Consider the following 17,688-nt stretch of genomic DNA (forward strand, 5'->3'; position numbering starts at 1 on the left):
TTCTTCTAGTTAGAATATTTTTTTTATTCAAATTACCATCAATTAACAGCCTCTTACCAAAAGTTCTTCTTGGTCTTGTTGGCGAATCAAGCGTTGCAATTCTTTTCGAGCGTTTGCTAAATGCCATTTTGACGTCCCTACCGTTATATCTAGCATTTCAGCAACTTCTTTATGTTTGTAGCCATCAACAACATACAAACAAAAAACTGTTCGAGAAGCAGTGGGTAATTTTTGAATGAGTTTAAATAAATCTTCAGCGTGGAGGTTATTAATACTATCATTGAGAACAGGCGCATCACGCTCTACTTCAAAATTCATTACTTGACGGTACTTGGTGTGCCTGCGAACATGATCAATAGAACAGTTGAAGACAATTTTGGCAATCCAACCAGCCAAGTTGTTGTTGTCTTGGTATTTGTCTAAAGCAGTAAAAACCTTTAGAAATGCTGCATTTAGAATTTCAACGGCCTCTTCTTGCTGTTTGGTATACCTCATAGCTATACCGAGCATCTTACCAAAATATCTTTCATACAAGACTTTTTGGGCTAGACGCTCGCCTTTGCGGCAGCCAGCAACTAATTCTTTATCAGTATTTTTTGCAGAATATCTCATTCAACCAAGTTGTACATCGTCTAAATAGAAGCGCCAATTGTTTGAGCCTCTATAATCTAAAACTTAAAATGGCACTATTTCATTTAGATACTATTGTAAGTTTGTATTAATAATAACCTTTTTGCTATAAACTTATTCAATGCCACATTCCTTTTAGAAAAATAAGCCTATTTGCATTTGATGATTTAACGCTATAAAGCTTACTTTTGGTATGAATTGTGGTGATAAAAACTCAATTCTACCTAGAAAACGCAGTAAAAAATAAAAGCGTTGGTGATTTTTGTTTTTTTTGTTAAAAAAAAATAATTGACCAACCTTAAAGAATGCCTAAAACGTATTATGTAATGTGGCTCTTTTTTTTTGATCGTAACAAAAATAGTTTGTTAAAAGTTTTAATTTATTGGTTAATAATGTGTTAGAGCTTGGTGGGGAGGAGGAGGTTTTAAGAAGTTGACCAATTGTATGAACTTTTTATAGATTATTGAATTAATAAAAAAAAGGACTTGAGTATTCTGTCATAACAATCCAAAATGGATGTTATAGTATATCAAATGAATAAAGTTTTTTAGCAAGCTGTTGTTAGGGATTTGTCAGATTAGCCTAAAAAAGCAAACGATCGGTACCAATTTTCGATAATTTTTTTCATCATTTACTTATCACAATTAATAAAAATGCAATACAAATTATTCTTCCTATTGATTATCTTATTGGGTGCACAAATTTCTTTTGCACAAGTTGATACACTTCCTGATGATGAGGTAATTGATAATACAGTTATTATAAATGATAATGTAAAAGATAGAAAATACAAAGAACCTAAGAACAAGTTTAAGGTAGAGAACTTGTTTATTGGAATGACATTTAGTCTCTCCTTTGGTCAATACGTTTTTGTAGATGTCTCACCTTATGCAGGGTATCTTTTGGGAAAATATGTTGGTTTAGGAATAGGAGGAACATATATCTATAGTGCTTATTTTAATGGGGTGCAGTATATTGGCGACAATGTTTATGGAGGAAGGGTGTTTGCTAATATTCGTCCTTTTCCAGAAGTGAGAGGAGTGAAAGGCCTATATGCACATGTAGAAGGGGAGTATTTAAACCATACTCAATACAATGGGGGGCGATTAATTCGTGCTTTTGTGCCTGCCATTAATGTAGGATTGGGATACAATACATCTTTTGACAAAGGATTCTCATTTACCGCAGAACTTTTAGTCAATGCTCTTTGGTTTGGGCAGCGAAAAGCATTGCAGCCAACGGTTTACAATTCTCCTTGGCAATATCGTTTGGGGCTATATTATGCCTTTTAGAGAAAAGACTCAGATTTTAGACGAGACACTCTTAGGAGCCTAAAATCTGAGTAATAATTCCTAAAGAATAGCTATTTTTGCTTTAATACTTTTTCAATGGCTTTAATTACTTTGGCATCGGTTACTTTTTCGTTAGGGGCGAATGATTTAATCACTTTCCCTTCTCTATCAACTAAGAATTTTTGAAAGTTCCATGTAACAGGCGCATCAAATTTGCCATTTTGTTCTTTGGAGGTCAAATACTGATATAATGGGTGTATATTTTTTCCTTTGACCGAAATCTTTGAGAACATTGGAAATGTCACATTAAATTTATTGGTACAAAACTGTTTAATTTGACTGTTTTTGCCAGGCTCTTGCCCCATAAAGTTATTGGCAGGAAACCCAAGAACGACGAGGTCTTGCTCTCTATATTTTTCATAAGTAGCTTGGAGTCCTTCGTATTGCGGTGTCAAACCACATTTGCTTGCTGTGTTGACAATGAGTAAGACTTTGCCTTTGTATTTAGATAACTCTACAGGCTGATCATCAATGTCATTCATCGTAAAGTCATGTACAGAAGTAGGGGTTGTTGTCCAACAAAATATACTTGTTAAGAGGCTAATTAATAAAAATTTCATGTTAATTTAGTTATGAATTAAGTGAAGTTTGAATGTCTAAAATAGATAGTAAGTTATCTCAGTATCAATTACTATTGCAATAATAACGGTTATTCACATAAGTTTTATATCACAATAGTTAGCTGCGCTGCTACTGCGTGGTCGTTGAAAAACTTTATTAGTTTGATGATCAATGCGTTGCGAACTTATTATATTTTGTGTTAAAATTTTGATTATCAACTGCGCAGCACTCACGAAGTACCACGCAGTAGCAGCGAAGCTAACTAAGCTTGCGACCTCATGACCGCAGGGAATAATCAACGAACTACGAATATCAATAATATGAAATAATTGTTGACAGAGTAAATACAATCAATATTCCAAACCATAACTTTTAGAACCATAAAATGTTTAGACCAAGTTGAGATTTTTTTAATATCTTCTTTCTTTCAAAGTTATATCAAACTATGTTTTGTTAGAAAGGAGCCTATTCAATTAACTTTTCCAAATGTTGACCGATGTCTAACAAGCGTTGATCAGACCACTTTTTTGCATGAATTTGAATGCCAACAGGCAAGCCATTTTTCTTTTTTCCAATGGGGATAACTAAAATAGGATGCCCTGAATAAGCAGTTGTAAAGGTATAAGAAGCAATCGCCTTTGTGTACGGTACTTTTTGTCCATTGACAGAGAAGGGAATGCCAGCCCGTTGGTGTTGGTATGCTTCTATGGCACAAACAGGTGTAATCCATATATCATACTTTGTTAAAAAATTATGGTAAATGCTAGAAAAAGTGTCTTTTTGGTCCATGGCTTTGGCATACTCTAAGTTAGACAACTTCAAGCCTTGACGCATTCCTTTTGCCCAAAGGTGGTCTCGATATTTTAGCAGAATAAATAAATACATCCATACACTCATAAAAGGAATTTGAGGGCTGTTCATACCCATTTCATAACCAATAATTTTGCTACAGTTTAGGTAGGCTGATTGTTCATCATAAATAGGCTGATCGTAGTGGATGTGATGTTGGGTGTTTTGTAGCTGCTGTACAAATAGTCTAAAAATACTCAAATATTCCTCATCTATAGGTATGTCATTAATAGACTCTGAAATGGCAATATTTAATGTTTGCCCTTGCCAAGCACTTTGATGGAGATCTACTGGTGGAATGTCAGGCAAGGGATATTCTTTGTGATTGCTGAGTACTTGCATAAACAATTTTAAATCTTCTACTTGTCGCGCAAAAGGACCAGGGACAACAATATGTCTTCTACCTTGTGGTTTATTGGGGTTTTTAAGATGCCCTTTATTTGAGAGCAATCCCTCCGTTGGTCGCAATCCACAAATGCCGCAAAAATGAGCAGGAACACGAATAGAACCTCCCGCATCTGAGCCAATAGAGATAGGGCAAAATTGAGCAGCAACAGCCGCCGAAGAACCCCCAGAGCTTCCTCCTGCTACTCTAGTTAAATCATGAGGGTTATTGGTTGTCCCATTCCAAAAATTGGTGCTTTGCCAGTCGATACAAAATAGAGGGACATTGGTCATTCCTAGAATAATAGCACCCGCATCTTTGATGCGTTTTACTAACTCGGCATCTTCTGTGGCAACGTAGTTTCGTAATAAAGGGTCGCCATTACTTACCCGAAAACCTTTGGTTAGAAAGCTTTCTTTAATGGCAATTGGGATGCCAAAAAGCAACCCTTTGGCTGTGCCATTTTTGAGTTGTGCATCCTTTTTTTTGGCTTCTTTTAGGATACTTGCCCTACTTCGTAAGTGGCAAATGGCATTGATGTTTGGGTTGAGCTGCTCGATTTGATTCAAATAACACGTAACAACATCAAGAATAGAGACTTGTTGTTGTCTAATATTGAATGCAAGTTGTTGAGTCGACCAAGATAAAATTTCTTTGTTCATCTGAAAAGAATTAGTGGTTGTGAGGCAACCATTTGCAAAAGCATCTTTGTAGGAAGAGAAAGTTATGAGATTAAAAAACTTATTTACTTGCTATAATGGATGCGTTACTTAATTGTCTTTCAACAAAGAAACAAGATGTGTAAGAAAATCTATTTGACAAATGTCAAAAAAGGAAAGATGGTTTGTTGTTGCACGGCATAATATTATTTAGAAGCCCGTATTCTGCTGAGTGTTTCTTGCGTGACACCAATATAAGAAGCAATGTGCCCAAGGTTAACTCGTTGATCAAGACTAGGATTTTTTTGCATTAGATTATCGTAACGTTCTTTGGCATTATAGAACAATAAGTCCTCTATTCGTTCGGCAAGATCGATGTAAATATGTTCTAAAAACAATCGAATAAATTTTTCATATTGAGGGTTTAGAGCTAACAATTGATCAATAGCTTGGTGGGTCATAGAATAGATGACAGCTTCTTCTAAAATTTCAATATTATAACGGCTTTTTTTGCGTTGAATAAAGCTGTCTATAGCTGTAATTGCTTCGTTTTCGAGCGCAAAATGTGCTGTAATGTCTTTTCCATCTTTGTGGTAATAAGAACGAGCAATTCCTTTTTCGATAAAAAACAATTCATTACAAATAGTTCCTTCTTCATGTAGTAAGAAATGTTTTGGGAAGGACTTTATAGTAGTAATGCTCCTAAAATCGTTAATCAAGTGATTTAAAACAAACGGATCTATACTTTGAAATTGTTTTGGTATCATGGATGGAGTAGAAAATAATAAGAATAAGGAGTGTATAATTGACAAGCACTGTCTATTAAAAGAACTTTGCAAATGCAAATATAATTGAATAGACAGTGCGTATCAATTTTTGAGAATAAGTATCGTTCAAAAAAAATAGCAAGTGCCACGCAGTAGCAGCGCAGCCAAAACAGCCTTATTTTTTCTGACCTCTTACTTAATAAATTTTATTCGCCTTTTACTTGCTTGCGAATAGCACGTTTGATGAGTTTATCATTGACTCGATCGGTTGGTTTGAACGATTTGATTACTTTACCATCTTTACCAATCAAGAATTTTTGAAAATTCCATTTAATAGGTGCATCTATACGACCATTTTCTTTCTTATTAGTTAAGTATTTATAAAGTGGGTGCATGTTCTTGCCTTTGACCGAAATTTTCGAAAACATCGGAAATGTTACCCCATATTTGCTTGTACAAAAACGATTGATTTCCTCGTTGCTGCCAGGTTCTTGATTCATAAAATTATTAGCAGGAAAACCTAAAACAACAAAGTCATCATCTTGGTATTCTTCATATAATGCTTGTAAGTCTTCATATTGGTAAGTGTTGCTGCATTTGGAGGCAACATTAACGATCAGTAGAACTTTACCTTTGTATCGGTCCATTGATACATTATTTCCAATAATATCCTTTACTTTGATATCATAAATATCGTTTGGCTTCGGCGCACTACTACTAAATAATAAGCTAACGAATAAGGCTGCAAATAAAACTTTCATATTGTATTTTTTTTTGTAAAAAGTAGGACTGTTTTAAGGTTACTGTGCGGTAATAACCTTTCTTAATCAATAATTGTTCTCAATATTTCGAGATAAAATCGTATCAATCGAACTACGTTGCTACTATGTACTGCTTTATGAGAACTATATGGTTGATTGTCAATAGAATGATTCTATGTGTTAAAGTTTTTTAAATGTTGACAATCAGGATTTTATATAGATTTTTTTGTTTTGAAATAGCAACGCAAATAAATCCACGAAATATGATCCTTAAACTTAATGATTAAATTTTACTTTTATGACTCACCCTGTGCATTTTATGAAAAAAATTAGATTCCCTTGACATGTTTTCTAATAGCCTTTTTTATCAACTTGTCGTTTACACGTTCTGCTGGTCGAAAAGAACGGATTACTTTTCCATTACGACCTACTAAGAATTTTTGAAAATTCCAACGAACGGGATCTTGAGCACGTCCATTCTTCTTTTTGTTGGTCAAGTATTCATACAATGGATGCATTTCTTTTCCTTTGACCGAAATTTTAGAGAACATCGGAAAAGTAACTCCAAATTTGCTCGTGCAAAAGCGGTTGATTTCTTCGTTAGTGCCTGGTTCTTGATTCATAAAATTGTTGGCAGGAAACCCCAAAACAACAAAGTCATCGTCTTGATATTCTTCGTACAGAGCTTGCAAATCTTTATATTGATTGGTAAAACCACATTTAGAAGCTACATTGACAATGAGTAGTACCTTGCCTTTGTACCTAGACATAGAAACTTCATTTCCAATAATATCGTGTACTTCAAAGTCATAGACGGATTCGGATTTAGGACTATTGCTCATTAATAAAATGCTTAGAGCTAGGGGAATCAGCATTAATAATTTCATAATTTTTGGATTTTAAATAGGAAAAATAAACACAATCGTTTGTTGAAACGATGTAGTAGCACTGGGAACTATCACGCAGTAGCAATGAACTGAGCTGTGTGAGTTTATGACCGCAGAGCGTAGCAAAGCGAATCAACAATCATACAATAAGCGTGCAACTAACTACTCTAGATTAAATATGTTTATTTGAATTTTTAATAATATTTTACTTTTTGAAGGTATACTTATTTGTTATTCAAAGTAAAGTGCTTCTATTTTTATAACTAAAAAAGCTCTAAATGGTTTATGAAAAAAAACATTTTTTTATGAAAAAATATTGCAATAATTACTGCCTATTTAGATGGTTTTTAATCGTCTAAATTTCAAATAACGACTTTTTAATTTAAACATCTATTTAAAATACTAGTACTTAAGTATCTATAGTTTATGAAAAAATAGCTACTTTGTAAGAGTGAGAATAACCTTGCTATATTTTATGCAACAGTTGATGAATTACTTAATAACACTAACTTTAATTGAGTATTGTTAATCGGGTAAGATTGATCGACTATTGCAGATAGATAAACTATGCCAATGAAAATTGTTTGCCCTACTTGTAGTACTATAAATGATACTACCAATGAAAATTGCACCTCGTGTACTAAAGAACTAACGTTAAATCTGACTAGCACATTCCAGTTAGAAAATGGTCTGACCTTATCAATTGTTGCTTTATTGGAGAAAGTACAACAACTTGAAAAACGTTTGGTATATGTTGAAGAAAACTATAGTGCAAGCGCTAAACAAGTTGCAGAAAAGAAAAGATTAGATGAAAAGTCCAATAATATTTTTGAGGTTCCTAAAGTGTTACCGAGTGATTTAGATGCTTTAAAAGGATTGCTAAAAGAAGTAGTTAGCGCCCAAAAAATTGCTCAGGAAAAATCGGATAGCGCACGTTTGGCAGATTTGAACTTTGTAGCAAAAAAGATCGAAAAACGAATACAACGTTTGGAGCAATCTCCAGAAAGTAATTTAGAACCTCAAACCAAAACAACTCCTATCGTAGAGCCTAAGCCTACTCAAATGCCTTTCTTACAGTCTTACCCCAACACAATAGATGGTGTGCAAAAGGCATTGAATCAAATAGCTATTCAGAAAGAACTAGCTAATCTCAATCGCGACTTAAAAAAACTGGAAGCTTTGCTGGCAGCCGAAAAAGATTTTGAGCAACGGCTTAAAAATTTACAGTTGCAAGAGACTTATGGCAGAAAAGAGCAGGAAGAAAAAAAGACTCCCCAAGTAGAGTCGCCAAGGGAAGAGGAGCTTGTTGTGAATAAAAACTTGATTTTTGAGGTCGAACAAGAGCTGGCTTCAATTTGGAGCGCTAAGCAGCGAGCGCAAATTACCCAAGATAGCATCCGATTTAAGTATTTGGCTGAAAAAGAGGTGCACTTGAAGAAAGAATTAACCATGCTAAAACGGGGGATAATAACAGCTCGTTTGGATATTGAGACTGTTGAAGAAACAAAAGAAAAAGAAGTCGCAACCAGTAGTTTTTCTATTACCTCTACTGCTAAAACTGTTCAACAACAATCGCCTATTGCTGTGAAAACGGTTGCCCCAAAAAAGGAAGGTCCAACTGCTCTGGAACAGTTCTTTGCGCCACTCATTAGTGGAATTGCATTCATTGAGGAAAAATACGACGAATACAAAACGGAAGGCAAACTTTCTCTGTTTTTTTTGACAGTGGCGGGAATTGTAACTTTATTGTTTGGTTTTGGCTTTTTGGCTCAATATTCTGCGGTGACTTATTTTGGGGATTATCTAACCCAAATTAAAGTTGGTTTTGGTTTAATTTGTTCTTGTGCGGCAATTGGGATCGGAGGGCGATTAATAAAGAAAGACAAAAAATTTGTAGAGTTTGGACAAGCCCTGATGGGGTTAGGTTTGTCTCTAAATTATTTATTTATCTACTTTCTATCAGCCGATCCTCCTTTAATTAGTTCAACCATTGGCTTTTTGCTCATCTTTTTAAACACATCCGTTTCTATCGTATTGTCGTTGCGATATGAATCCAAAATTATAGCCTTATTAGCCTTGTCAGGAGGAGCACTGGCACCAAGTTATTTACAATCAACAGGAGAAAATACACACATTTATTTTGCGTATTTGTGGTTGCTTTGTGCCGCTTCTGCCTATTCCGCCAAACGCTTGGGATGGGAAACGCTTAATTTTATATCTTTTTTATTGGTAACCTTAATTTTAGGAAGCTCTACTTATTTTAATTATGCAGATGCCAAGGGCTTGTCAGATATCATGTACTTGTTGCTCTTTCATGCTTTTGCATATATGTATGCCTATATTAGTTTGTTCGATGGCTTCGCCCCCAAAAAAGAACAAAGTGCTATTGATCTTATCATATTGATTGGAGCACAAGCAGCCATGATGATGAGTTTGTATTTTGTTTATGGACAGCAACAAGAAGCATATGCTACTTTAAGTATAGCTTATTTGCTCAATATGTTGCCATTTGTATTGATAACAGTTGTTTTTTATGAAAAATGGACCGAGCAACAAAAATCTATTCTAGTTGGTGTTTCCAGTGCTTTTGTAGCAGCTGCAATTCCTGCTTACTTTGGAGTGCAATACAGAGGTTTACTGTGGGCACTACAAGGGATTGTACTTCTGGGAGGAGGGTTGATACTTAAACTGACCAGTGTTCGCCGTTTGGCTTATTTTATCTTGTTAGGCGGTCTAGCAAATATGTTTTTCAACTTAGATTGGTATTCAATGCCGCAACGAGAAGTTGGAATATTATTTACATCAGGATACATCAACCTATGGAGTATTGGCATTGTCTTAATTGTTGTTTCTGTTTTGCTCAAAAAACAAGAAGCGGTACTAGAAAATGACGAACAAAAGGTACCCTTAGTACTCAATGAGGTTTTATCAGTGTGGGGGCTATTTGTATTTTATATTACAAGTTATTTTTACTTTGAAAACTATGCTTATAATCTAGCACTAATTCCAATGTTTGCATTGTTGATTTGGAATAATTATCGCAAACTCTACTTGGCAGAAGTGTTAGGAATATTGCAAGTCCTTGTATTAGCGTTTACTGCTTTACACTCTATGGATGCCGTAGGATCTCGTCATTTTTCAGACCAGCTTTTGTATGGTCAGTTGGCAATGGTAGAAATTCTATTTGTACTATGGTTTTTGCAATTATTTTATGAAAAAGTGCTTACAGAAGCTGCTACTTACAAACATGCCTTGGCAAAAAGAGCAAGAGAAGTTTTTTATTTGATCCTGCCGATTGCTTTAATAGATAGCATTCATCATGGATTGCCTAGCTATATTTTATATGGCTTTTGGGTAGCAACTGGGCTTGCTTTTGTATTGGCAGAATTTACAAAGAGCAAACTGGTTTTAGTAGAATTTTTGGGCTTGGTAGCCGTTTCCATGTTTTTATCCTTTGGGGCATTTGAAATTGGTCCTTTGTTGTTAGGAAATGTATTGTTATTAGGAATTGGGTTCTATAAAAAAGCATGGAAAGAAGCGGCCTTTGAAAAGCTAGATTATTTAGGGCTCTATTTAGTTTTGCCTTACTTTTTTGCTGTATCAACAGGATTGATTTACTATATAGCTTTTAATGATACTGGTGATGATGCTTTTTCAGTGATGCAATTGACGGCATTGGTTCTATTGACAATGGTGAATTTAGGGCACCAACTAGCACCAATTAAAAGAACGCTATCTGTTGCTTATCGATTGGCATGGGGCATTTCTTTTATAGCATCTATCGTATTGTTTTTATATACAAGTAATGGAGAAAGTTTTTCATCTAAGTTTTTGATTGGGTTTGTATTATTAGGAGGCGTTTTAGCATGGTCACATAGAATGATTTACAAAGCAGAGATTCCTTACAATGGCGATCAGCAAAGTGCAGTTTGGAGAATGGAAGCTGTTGTGTTGCATTTGTTAAATGTACTTTCTTATACTACTTTTTTGTGTTTTATAACAGGAAACCCAGCAAGCCTTGCTTTAACAATCGTTTTATTTGTACACGGAATTGCTTTGGTGTTTAATGGTTTACAATCCAATTTTGCGCACCTAAATAAAGTTTATATTCCTTTGTTTGGAATTGCAATGCTGAAGCTGTTTTTTGTTGATATGAAAGACGCGGATACCATTATGAAGATTATTGTCTTTATCATTGTTGGAATAATTTGTTTATTAGCAGCTTATTTCTTAATTCAATACAACAATAAAAACAAACCTGTTGAAACAATAAATACAAAAAATTTTAAGAAAACAGAAGAGGATGATTCAACTGATACGGACAAAATCGGATAACCAAGATTTTATAGATTTGGTGTATTTATTGGATGAATATTTAGCCGAAAAAGATGGGAAGGAACATTCATTTTATGCACAGTTTAATACAATAGATGCACTACGACAAGTAGTCGTTGCTTATCTTGACAAAGAGCCGGTAGCTTGCGGTGCTTTAAAAGAGATTGATAAAGATCGAATGGAGATTAAACGAATGTTTACCAAAAAGGCACAGAGAGGAAAAGGAATTGCTAGCCAAGTGCTTGAAGAGTTGGAAAAATGGGCGCAAGAGCTCAATTACCCCACTTGTGTATTGGAAACAGGGAAACGACAACTAGAGGCGGTTCAGTTTTATTTAAAAAATGAATATCAAGTTACACCTAATTACGGGCAGTATATGGGGATAAAGAATAGTATTTGCTTTCAGAAAAATTTGACATCAAAGTCCTTCAATACCAATAGCTTTAGTGAAAAATAAGAGCGAGTGCGTACTAACCCGCTCTTTATCGTTTTTTACTCCAAAAAATGCTCCATCTCTTGTATGAGTTCTTGAGGCTTTTCTTCCTGCAAAAAATGACCACAGGCATAGGTTTTTACCGTTGCATTGGTGAGCGTTTTTTTCCAAATATCTAAATATTGAGTGCTAATGAACGCATCTTTTGTTCCCCAAAGCACTAAGAATGGTTTGTCTTTGATGCGGTCAATTTGTTGCCATTGAGCTTCATACCAATCCGAAGCTCCGACAAGAGAATAGCCAATTTTTAGCAAGCCCCAACGTTCAGCTTTATTGCGAAATAAATGCGTGTAATGTCGGTGTGTTGCTTTGGATAGTTTGGTTTTATCAAAAAAGGATTTTGGAATTAAAAACTTGGGCGAAAAATTGAGTCTCAAATACAAAAACTTTCCAAGCCTACTATGTAGTATTTTGTCTACTTTTTGAGCCGCTTCTTGATCTTTGGTTTTCCAAAACCAAGTATTCATCAAGACTATATTTTGAACATTTTCGGGGTGCTTTATTGCATAAGACAACCCAATTGGACCACCAAAATCATGCACTACCAATGTAATGTTTTTTAGTTTCAATTGCTGGATAAATTCAACTAAATTTTGCGCTAATTGAGGAGCACTGCCATCAATAGCTTCTGATTTTTCGGACAAGCCAAAGCCTAAATGATCGGGAACAATACAGCGATGTGTTTTAGAAAAATGTTGAATCATTTTGCGGTACAAAAAAGACCAAACGGGTGTACCATGTACCATCAAAAGAACGGGTCCTTGTCCTTCGTCAACATAGTGCATCGCTCGTCCATTAACAGTTAGGTAATGACTTTTAAAAGGATAGGCTTTAGAATCAAACCAGGTTTCTTTTTTTATTTGATTGGCAATAGACATAGTATTAGTTTTGATAGAAATTGACTAAGGCTGAGTGTGGTGAATGTGCGCCTTAGACTTATTCTAAATGAAATGAATTAATATTGATAACTCAAAGGTCGCTGATGTTGAAATGGTAATAATTGGTCTATACCAAGATTTATATGTTGTCTGCTTTGTAGCAATAGCAAAATAAGGAGAAATACACTATATTTGTTTTATGATGAATGATATAGAATATGGTAATACGGAATGGAGTAATACTTGGTTAAAAGAACTATTAAAAGCGGTTGATGCTAAGCTCTTACAGCAGGGAATAGTTTATGCCGAAAATGGAGGTCTACGCTCTTTATATCTTAATTCCAAAGGGATTGTCGAGGCGACAGTAGAAGGTTTTGGGACCAAAAATTATGACCAACAAATTCAATTTATTTCATTCTCTTCTACTCAAAAAAAAGCTTGGTTGGATTATTTCGAGTCGAATATTCATGTCTTAACCTCCTTGCTAAATCAACAACTTCCAATAGAACTAATTGAGTTTGATGAAATGGCTCCAATTGCTTTTCTACCCAAGGACTTGAAAAAAGTAAATATGGCTTGTTCTTGTACTGCTGATAAAGTACCTTGTAAGCATTTGTTGGCGGTATTATGGGGATTAAAAGGAAGGATAGAGCAAAACCCTTTATTGCTGTTTGAATTACAAGGTCTAGATTTGACCCAAGCATTTCAAGAAAAAGGACTAAACCCTACCTTAATAGAGGATTGGACAAAGACTTGTAGCACAACAAACAAATCTAAAACAACAAATTTGGAAGTTGTAGAGTCTATTGATTTTTCTATCATTCAGCACCAATGGAAACAATACCTCCAATTATTGCCCACTCAAGTTTTATTTTATCAAGATGATTGGAAGAAAAAATTAAGTCATAGCACGAAAAAGGCATATCGTTCTTATAAAAAGAAACAATATCAAAAGGAGGACTTTGAGGGATGGCATCAAGAATTAAAGCAAACAAAAGACTTGGCATTAATTGTTGATGAAAATCATCAACTGATAAACTTATTTGCGATGCAAGACAAGGGGAATAAACCTTTGTTTGTGCAAGATAAGGCACTAGAGCAATGTATTGGGGTTTTAGAAACAGTAGCGTTGTCAGAATTGCCCTTGTATGCGGATACGTTTATTGCCTTGCATAGCGTGTATCGATTTTGTTTAAAATTATTAAAAGAGCAAAATTTTATTCCTAGGCTTAGAGCTTGTGCATCAGGATGTTTTGTGCAATGGATCCCTGCTTATACGATTAATAAGCCTATTTATAATTTAGTACAACAGTTAGTACAGCTTTGCCCATCTGATTTGTTGTTGGTCGAAAAAGGCGAATTAAAAACATTAAAACCAACGAGTCAAATATTGAGTCTTTGCCACTTGTTTTTATCTCATTTTATCCAGACGGCTACAGAAGTGATTCCAGAATTTTCTTCTTTGGATAAAAAAATTGAGTATTGCTTTTTTAGTGGAATGCCCGTAGCTTTTCAAGCTGCCAATGAACAGAATATTCCTTCCAGTATCCAAAATTGGTTGCAGCCATTTTATTTAGGACAAGAACAGTATGCGCCTGTCTTGAAGGTATTTGAGCACCAAGAGGCAGAGGAACGGAGTTTTTATATTCAATTGCAAGTCGAAAATCGTGGTGATAAGACAGCTCCTGCATTCAATTTAGAGCATTTCTTAAAACACAAGAAGTTTAAGGAATATCATTTTGTGGTTTTGAAATCATTGCAACGCTTGGCGACATATTATCCTGATTTAGAACAGGTGTTATCACAACAAAAGACCCGTACCGATAGCTATACTACTGCTGAGTTTACAGGAATCTTTTTCGATGTTCTGCCGATTTTAAAAATGCTAAATATTGCCGTGATTTTACCCAAAGCATTGCAACAGTTGACACGTCCTAGATTGGGCATTCATATCGGAAAGCAAGGGGGCGGAAAAACAAAGGGGAAATCTTTTATGAATGTTAAAACATTGCTAGAAATAGAGTGGAAAGTTATCATAGGGGATGAAATGATGGATGCTTTGGAGTTTCTCAACAAAATGAAGGGAAAAGAGGGCTTGGTCAAACACAAAGAACAGTACATTCATTTAAACAAGGAGGAACTTCAAAAAATTTTAAAGCAACTAGAACAGCCTCCAGTTGCTACAGCCAATCAAATTGTACAAGCTGTTTTAAGCCAATCTATGCAAGAGTACCCTGTCAGGGTTAGTGATGAGGTGCGTGCTTTGTTTGAAGCGTTGCGAGATAATCCTATTATTGAACCTCCTAAAACCTTGCAAGCAACCTTACGCCCTTATCAGCAAGTTGGCTATTCGTGGATGTATAAAAATGCACAACTAAATTTAGGCTCTTTGATTGCCGATGATATGGGCTTGGGCAAGACGTTGCAAGTGATTACTTTGTTGTTAAAATTTAAAGAGGAAGGGTATTTGAATGAAAAGCAGGTATTGGTTATCGTTCCAACGTCCTTGTTGACCAATTGGATGAAGGAAATTCAAAAATTTGCGCCCTTGTTAAATGCAGTAACCTACCATGGCGCAAAACGAAGGCTGACTTTAGAGGCAGATGTTATTATTACAACTTATGGTGTCGCTCGAATAGATTTGTCCCTGTTCAATCAATTGAATTTGTATTGTACGATTATTGATGAAGCACAAAATATCAAGAATGTCAACACAGCACAAACGGAGGCGGTTAAATCGATTGAAGCAGATTTGAATATTGCCATGAGTGGAACTCCTGTAGAGAACCGCTTGTCAGAATATTGGTCGATTATGGATTTTGTAAATCCCAATTATTTAGGCTCTATTGCTGAATTTACAATTGCTTATAGTGATCCAATCGAAAAAGACAACGACCAAAACCGTTTGGATGCTTTTCGGAAAATAACAGCTCCATTTATTTTGCGTCGACTCAAATCTGATCAGTCTATTATTCAAGATTTGCCAGATAAAGTGGAACAAAATTATGAAGCAAAATTACAAGGGATCCAAGCGGAAATTTATCAAAAAATTGTTCAAGATACGTTACGAGATTTAGCTAAGTTTAAAGACGATAAAAAGAAGCGTCAAGGATTGATTTTAAAATTAATGGGGGGCTTAAAACAGGTGTGCAACCACCCCTATCAATATATGAATACAGGGGGGAGTGGTCCTGAACAGTCGGGCAAAGGGCAAGTTTTAATGGACTTGTTGTCTAGAATCCAATACCAACAAGAAAAGACACTTATTTTTACACAGTATCGGAAAATGGGGAACTTGATGTTGAAATGGATAAAAGAGCGTTTTGGGAAAGAGCCAATGTATTTGCATGGGGGATGTTCTCGTACACAGCGAGATCAAATGGTGGAGGCATTTCAACAGGACAAACAACAAACTATTTTTGTCTTGTCCTTGAAGGCGGCAGGGACAGGCTTAAATTTGACCGCTGCAAATCATGTAATTCATTACGATTTGTGGTGGAATCCTGCGGTAGAAGCACAAGCAACCGATCGAGCTTATCGCATTGGTCAGAAAAAAAATGTACAGGTATATCGTTTTATTACCAAAGGAACATTGGAAGAAAAAATTGATGCTATGATTCAGAGTAAAAAAGCATTGGCAGATCGTTCGGTTTATTTGGGGGAACAATGGTTGGGCGATTTGCCAGATGATGCGTTGGCTGAATTGGTGCAGTTGGATGGAGGATTAGAGCATCTTATATCTTAATCCGCCCCATCAATTTGCTAAAATTAGTGGGATGAATATTTAAATAAGATGCCAAGTATTTTTGTGGAATCATATTTAATAAATGTGGGCTGCGCTGCACAAAAACTCTAAAACGCTCTTCAATATCCAAGGCTAGTAATTCATAATGCCGTTCCATCAAACCGATCAAAAGCCCTTCTGTTCCTTTGCGGAAAAATGTCTCGATACCTCGGTGTTTTTCGACCAATTCTTGCACTTTGTAATGAGGAATACGAAGCAGCACACTATCCGTAATACATTCCAAGCTAACTTTGGCTGGTCGTTGGGCTAAAAATGAATCAACTACTCCAGAAAAGGAAGGCGCATAAGTAAAGGCGGTGGTGTGTGCTTTCCCATCTTTTAGAAAATAAGCGTGTTGCACTCCTTTTACCACAAAATAGACATAGCGTTCTATTCCTCCTGCTTGTGTAATAATTTCCTTGCGTTTAAAGTGTACTTCTTTCCAAGCCGTCAAAAAAGCCAGCTCTTCTTCCTTATTTAAGGGATGTATTTGATTCCAAAATTTTTTTAGGACATTGGTATAATTACCCATAGATAAAAAAACGTTTACTTTCGCAACTCAATAAATAGTTCAGAACCCAAACGAGGGCGGATAGAATTTGTACAAGATTCCATTTGGATGGAGGAGAAGTAAGGTGTAAAATAAGTGAGGTACTCTGCTTTTGTTCCTCCAAAGGGTGGTCCTTCTAAATCCAATTCTTTACCAAAAAGTAGTCCAACTAGAATGCCACCATTCTTGAGCAAACTGGCTGCTTTTTGGGCATAATTAGAACGTAAGGCAGGATCAATAGCACAGAAAAACGTTTGTTCTATTATAACATCAAACGCACCTAATTCTAAATCAAAAAAATTGGCGCAAATCAATTGTTCTTTGGGAAAGTTTGGATGTTCTGCTGCAAAGGAATCGAGTGGAGCCTGTGCCCAGTCACATAAATATATATTTTTAAAACCTTGCTGAAACAAATAAGCTGCTTCGTGAGCATTGCCACACCCAGGAATCAACAGCTTGAGTTGCTTATGGTCTACGTTGTCAAAATATTCTTTAATCGGTGTGGTGATTTGACCAGCGTCCCAGCCTGTACGGTCTTCTTGGTAGCGATTTTGCCAATAGTCTTTACTAAGCATCGTATAATAATTTGGTAGTTAGTTAGGTTACTTCCTTTGTTACTTGCTGTATTACGTAAGCTCACACAGCTTGGTACACTGTGATTGTGTTGTGTTTTATGGATGGTAATTAGTTGGAGATAGTTTTATCAAAAAAATGAATACCTAGTATTAAAATAAAAGAAATGTTGAATGTTCTGGCGAATATGAAAAAAAACGCTCAAAAAAAAGCATAACCAACAG

General features: G+C 35.5%; 13 protein-coding genes. 4 read left to right on the top strand and 9 right to left on the bottom strand.

What is annotated here, in order from left to right; translation table 11 throughout:
- Positions 1–42 precede the first annotated feature (42 nt).
- A complete protein-coding gene (locus CG11_RS11075; RefSeq protein ID WP_052596145.1) occupies positions 43–612 on the bottom strand; it encodes an RNA polymerase sigma factor in 570 nt (189 codons plus the stop codon).
- 671 nt (positions 613–1,283) lie between these two features.
- Here CG11_RS11075 and CG11_RS11080 point away from each other — a divergent pair.
- Complete coding sequence (locus tag CG11_RS11080) at positions 1,284–1,922, top strand: hypothetical protein (RefSeq protein WP_052596147.1); 639 nt, start codon at positions 1,284–1,286, stop codon at positions 1,920–1,922.
- 71 nt (positions 1,923–1,993) lie between these two features.
- On the opposite strand, the gene CG11_RS11085 is transcribed toward CG11_RS11080, so the two are convergent.
- The 5 genes from CG11_RS11085 to CG11_RS11105 form a co-directional block, all read right to left on the bottom strand.
- Positions 1,994–2,542, bottom strand: a complete 549-nt coding sequence (locus CG11_RS11085; protein WP_052596149.1) for a glutathione peroxidase — start codon at positions 2,540–2,542, stop codon at positions 1,994–1,996.
- 466 nt (positions 2,543–3,008) lie between these two features.
- Positions 3,009–4,439: an amidase gene (locus tag CG11_RS11090; RefSeq protein ID WP_052596152.1), complete on the bottom strand. Its 1,431-nt coding sequence runs from the start codon at positions 4,437–4,439 to the stop codon at positions 3,009–3,011.
- Between the two features lie 203 nt (positions 4,440–4,642).
- Positions 4,643–5,203 carry a Crp/Fnr family transcriptional regulator gene (locus CG11_RS11095; RefSeq protein WP_052596153.1) on the bottom strand — a complete coding sequence of 187 codons (561 nt, stop codon included), beginning with the start codon at positions 5,201–5,203 and terminating at the stop codon, positions 4,643–4,645.
- Positions 5,204–5,409: 206 nt separating this feature from the next.
- Positions 5,410–5,964, bottom strand: a complete 555-nt coding sequence (locus CG11_RS11100) for a glutathione peroxidase (protein WP_052596155.1) — start codon at positions 5,962–5,964, stop codon at positions 5,410–5,412.
- A 329-nt stretch (positions 5,965–6,293) separates the two neighbouring features.
- The gene (locus tag CG11_RS11105) at positions 6,294–6,851 is read right to left on the bottom strand and encodes a glutathione peroxidase (protein WP_052596157.1); all 558 of its coding nucleotides are present in this window, start codon (positions 6,849–6,851) and stop codon (positions 6,294–6,296) included.
- 573 nt (positions 6,852–7,424) lie between these two features.
- Between CG11_RS11105 and CG11_RS11110 the strand changes: the two genes are divergently transcribed.
- Entirely contained in the window at positions 7,425–11,186 is a 3,762-nt protein-coding gene (locus CG11_RS11110; RefSeq protein WP_197043825.1) for a DUF2339 domain-containing protein, read from the top strand.
- Complete coding sequence (locus CG11_RS11115) at positions 11,155–11,643, top strand: GNAT family N-acetyltransferase (protein ID WP_052596161.1); 489 nt, start codon at positions 11,155–11,157, stop codon at positions 11,641–11,643. The genes CG11_RS11110 and CG11_RS11115 overlap by 32 nt, the downstream gene beginning before the upstream one ends.
- Positions 11,644–11,678: 35 nt before the next feature.
- On the opposite strand, the gene CG11_RS11120 is transcribed toward CG11_RS11115, so the two are convergent.
- A complete protein-coding gene (locus CG11_RS11120) occupies positions 11,679–12,557 on the bottom strand; it encodes an alpha/beta fold hydrolase (protein ID WP_052596163.1) in 879 nt (292 codons plus the stop codon).
- Between the two features lie 199 nt (positions 12,558–12,756).
- On the opposite strand from CG11_RS11120, the gene CG11_RS11125 reads away from it, so the two are divergent.
- On the top strand, positions 12,757–16,302 hold the full coding sequence (locus CG11_RS11125; protein WP_063833085.1) for an SNF2-related protein: 3,546 nt from the start codon (positions 12,757–12,759) through the stop codon (positions 16,300–16,302).
- Here CG11_RS11125 and CG11_RS11130 read toward each other — a convergent pair.
- Together CG11_RS11130 and CG11_RS11135 are read right to left on the bottom strand one after the other, a co-directional pair.
- Positions 16,292–16,873 carry a Crp/Fnr family transcriptional regulator gene (locus CG11_RS11130; protein WP_052596167.1) on the bottom strand — a complete coding sequence of 194 codons (582 nt, stop codon included), beginning with the start codon at positions 16,871–16,873 and terminating at the stop codon, positions 16,292–16,294. The genes CG11_RS11125 and CG11_RS11130 overlap by 11 nt on opposite strands.
- A 14-nt stretch (positions 16,874–16,887) precedes the next feature.
- Positions 16,888–17,466, bottom strand: coding sequence for a methyltransferase domain-containing protein (locus tag CG11_RS11135; protein WP_052596169.1), 579 nt, complete (start codon positions 17,464–17,466; stop codon positions 16,888–16,890).
- Between the last annotated feature and the right edge of the window lie 222 nt (positions 17,467–17,688).

The organism is Aureispira sp. CCB-QB1 (assembly GCF_000724545.1).
In the GTDB taxonomy this organism is placed as follows: Bacteria; Bacteroidota; Bacteroidia; order Chitinophagales; family Saprospiraceae; genus Aureispira.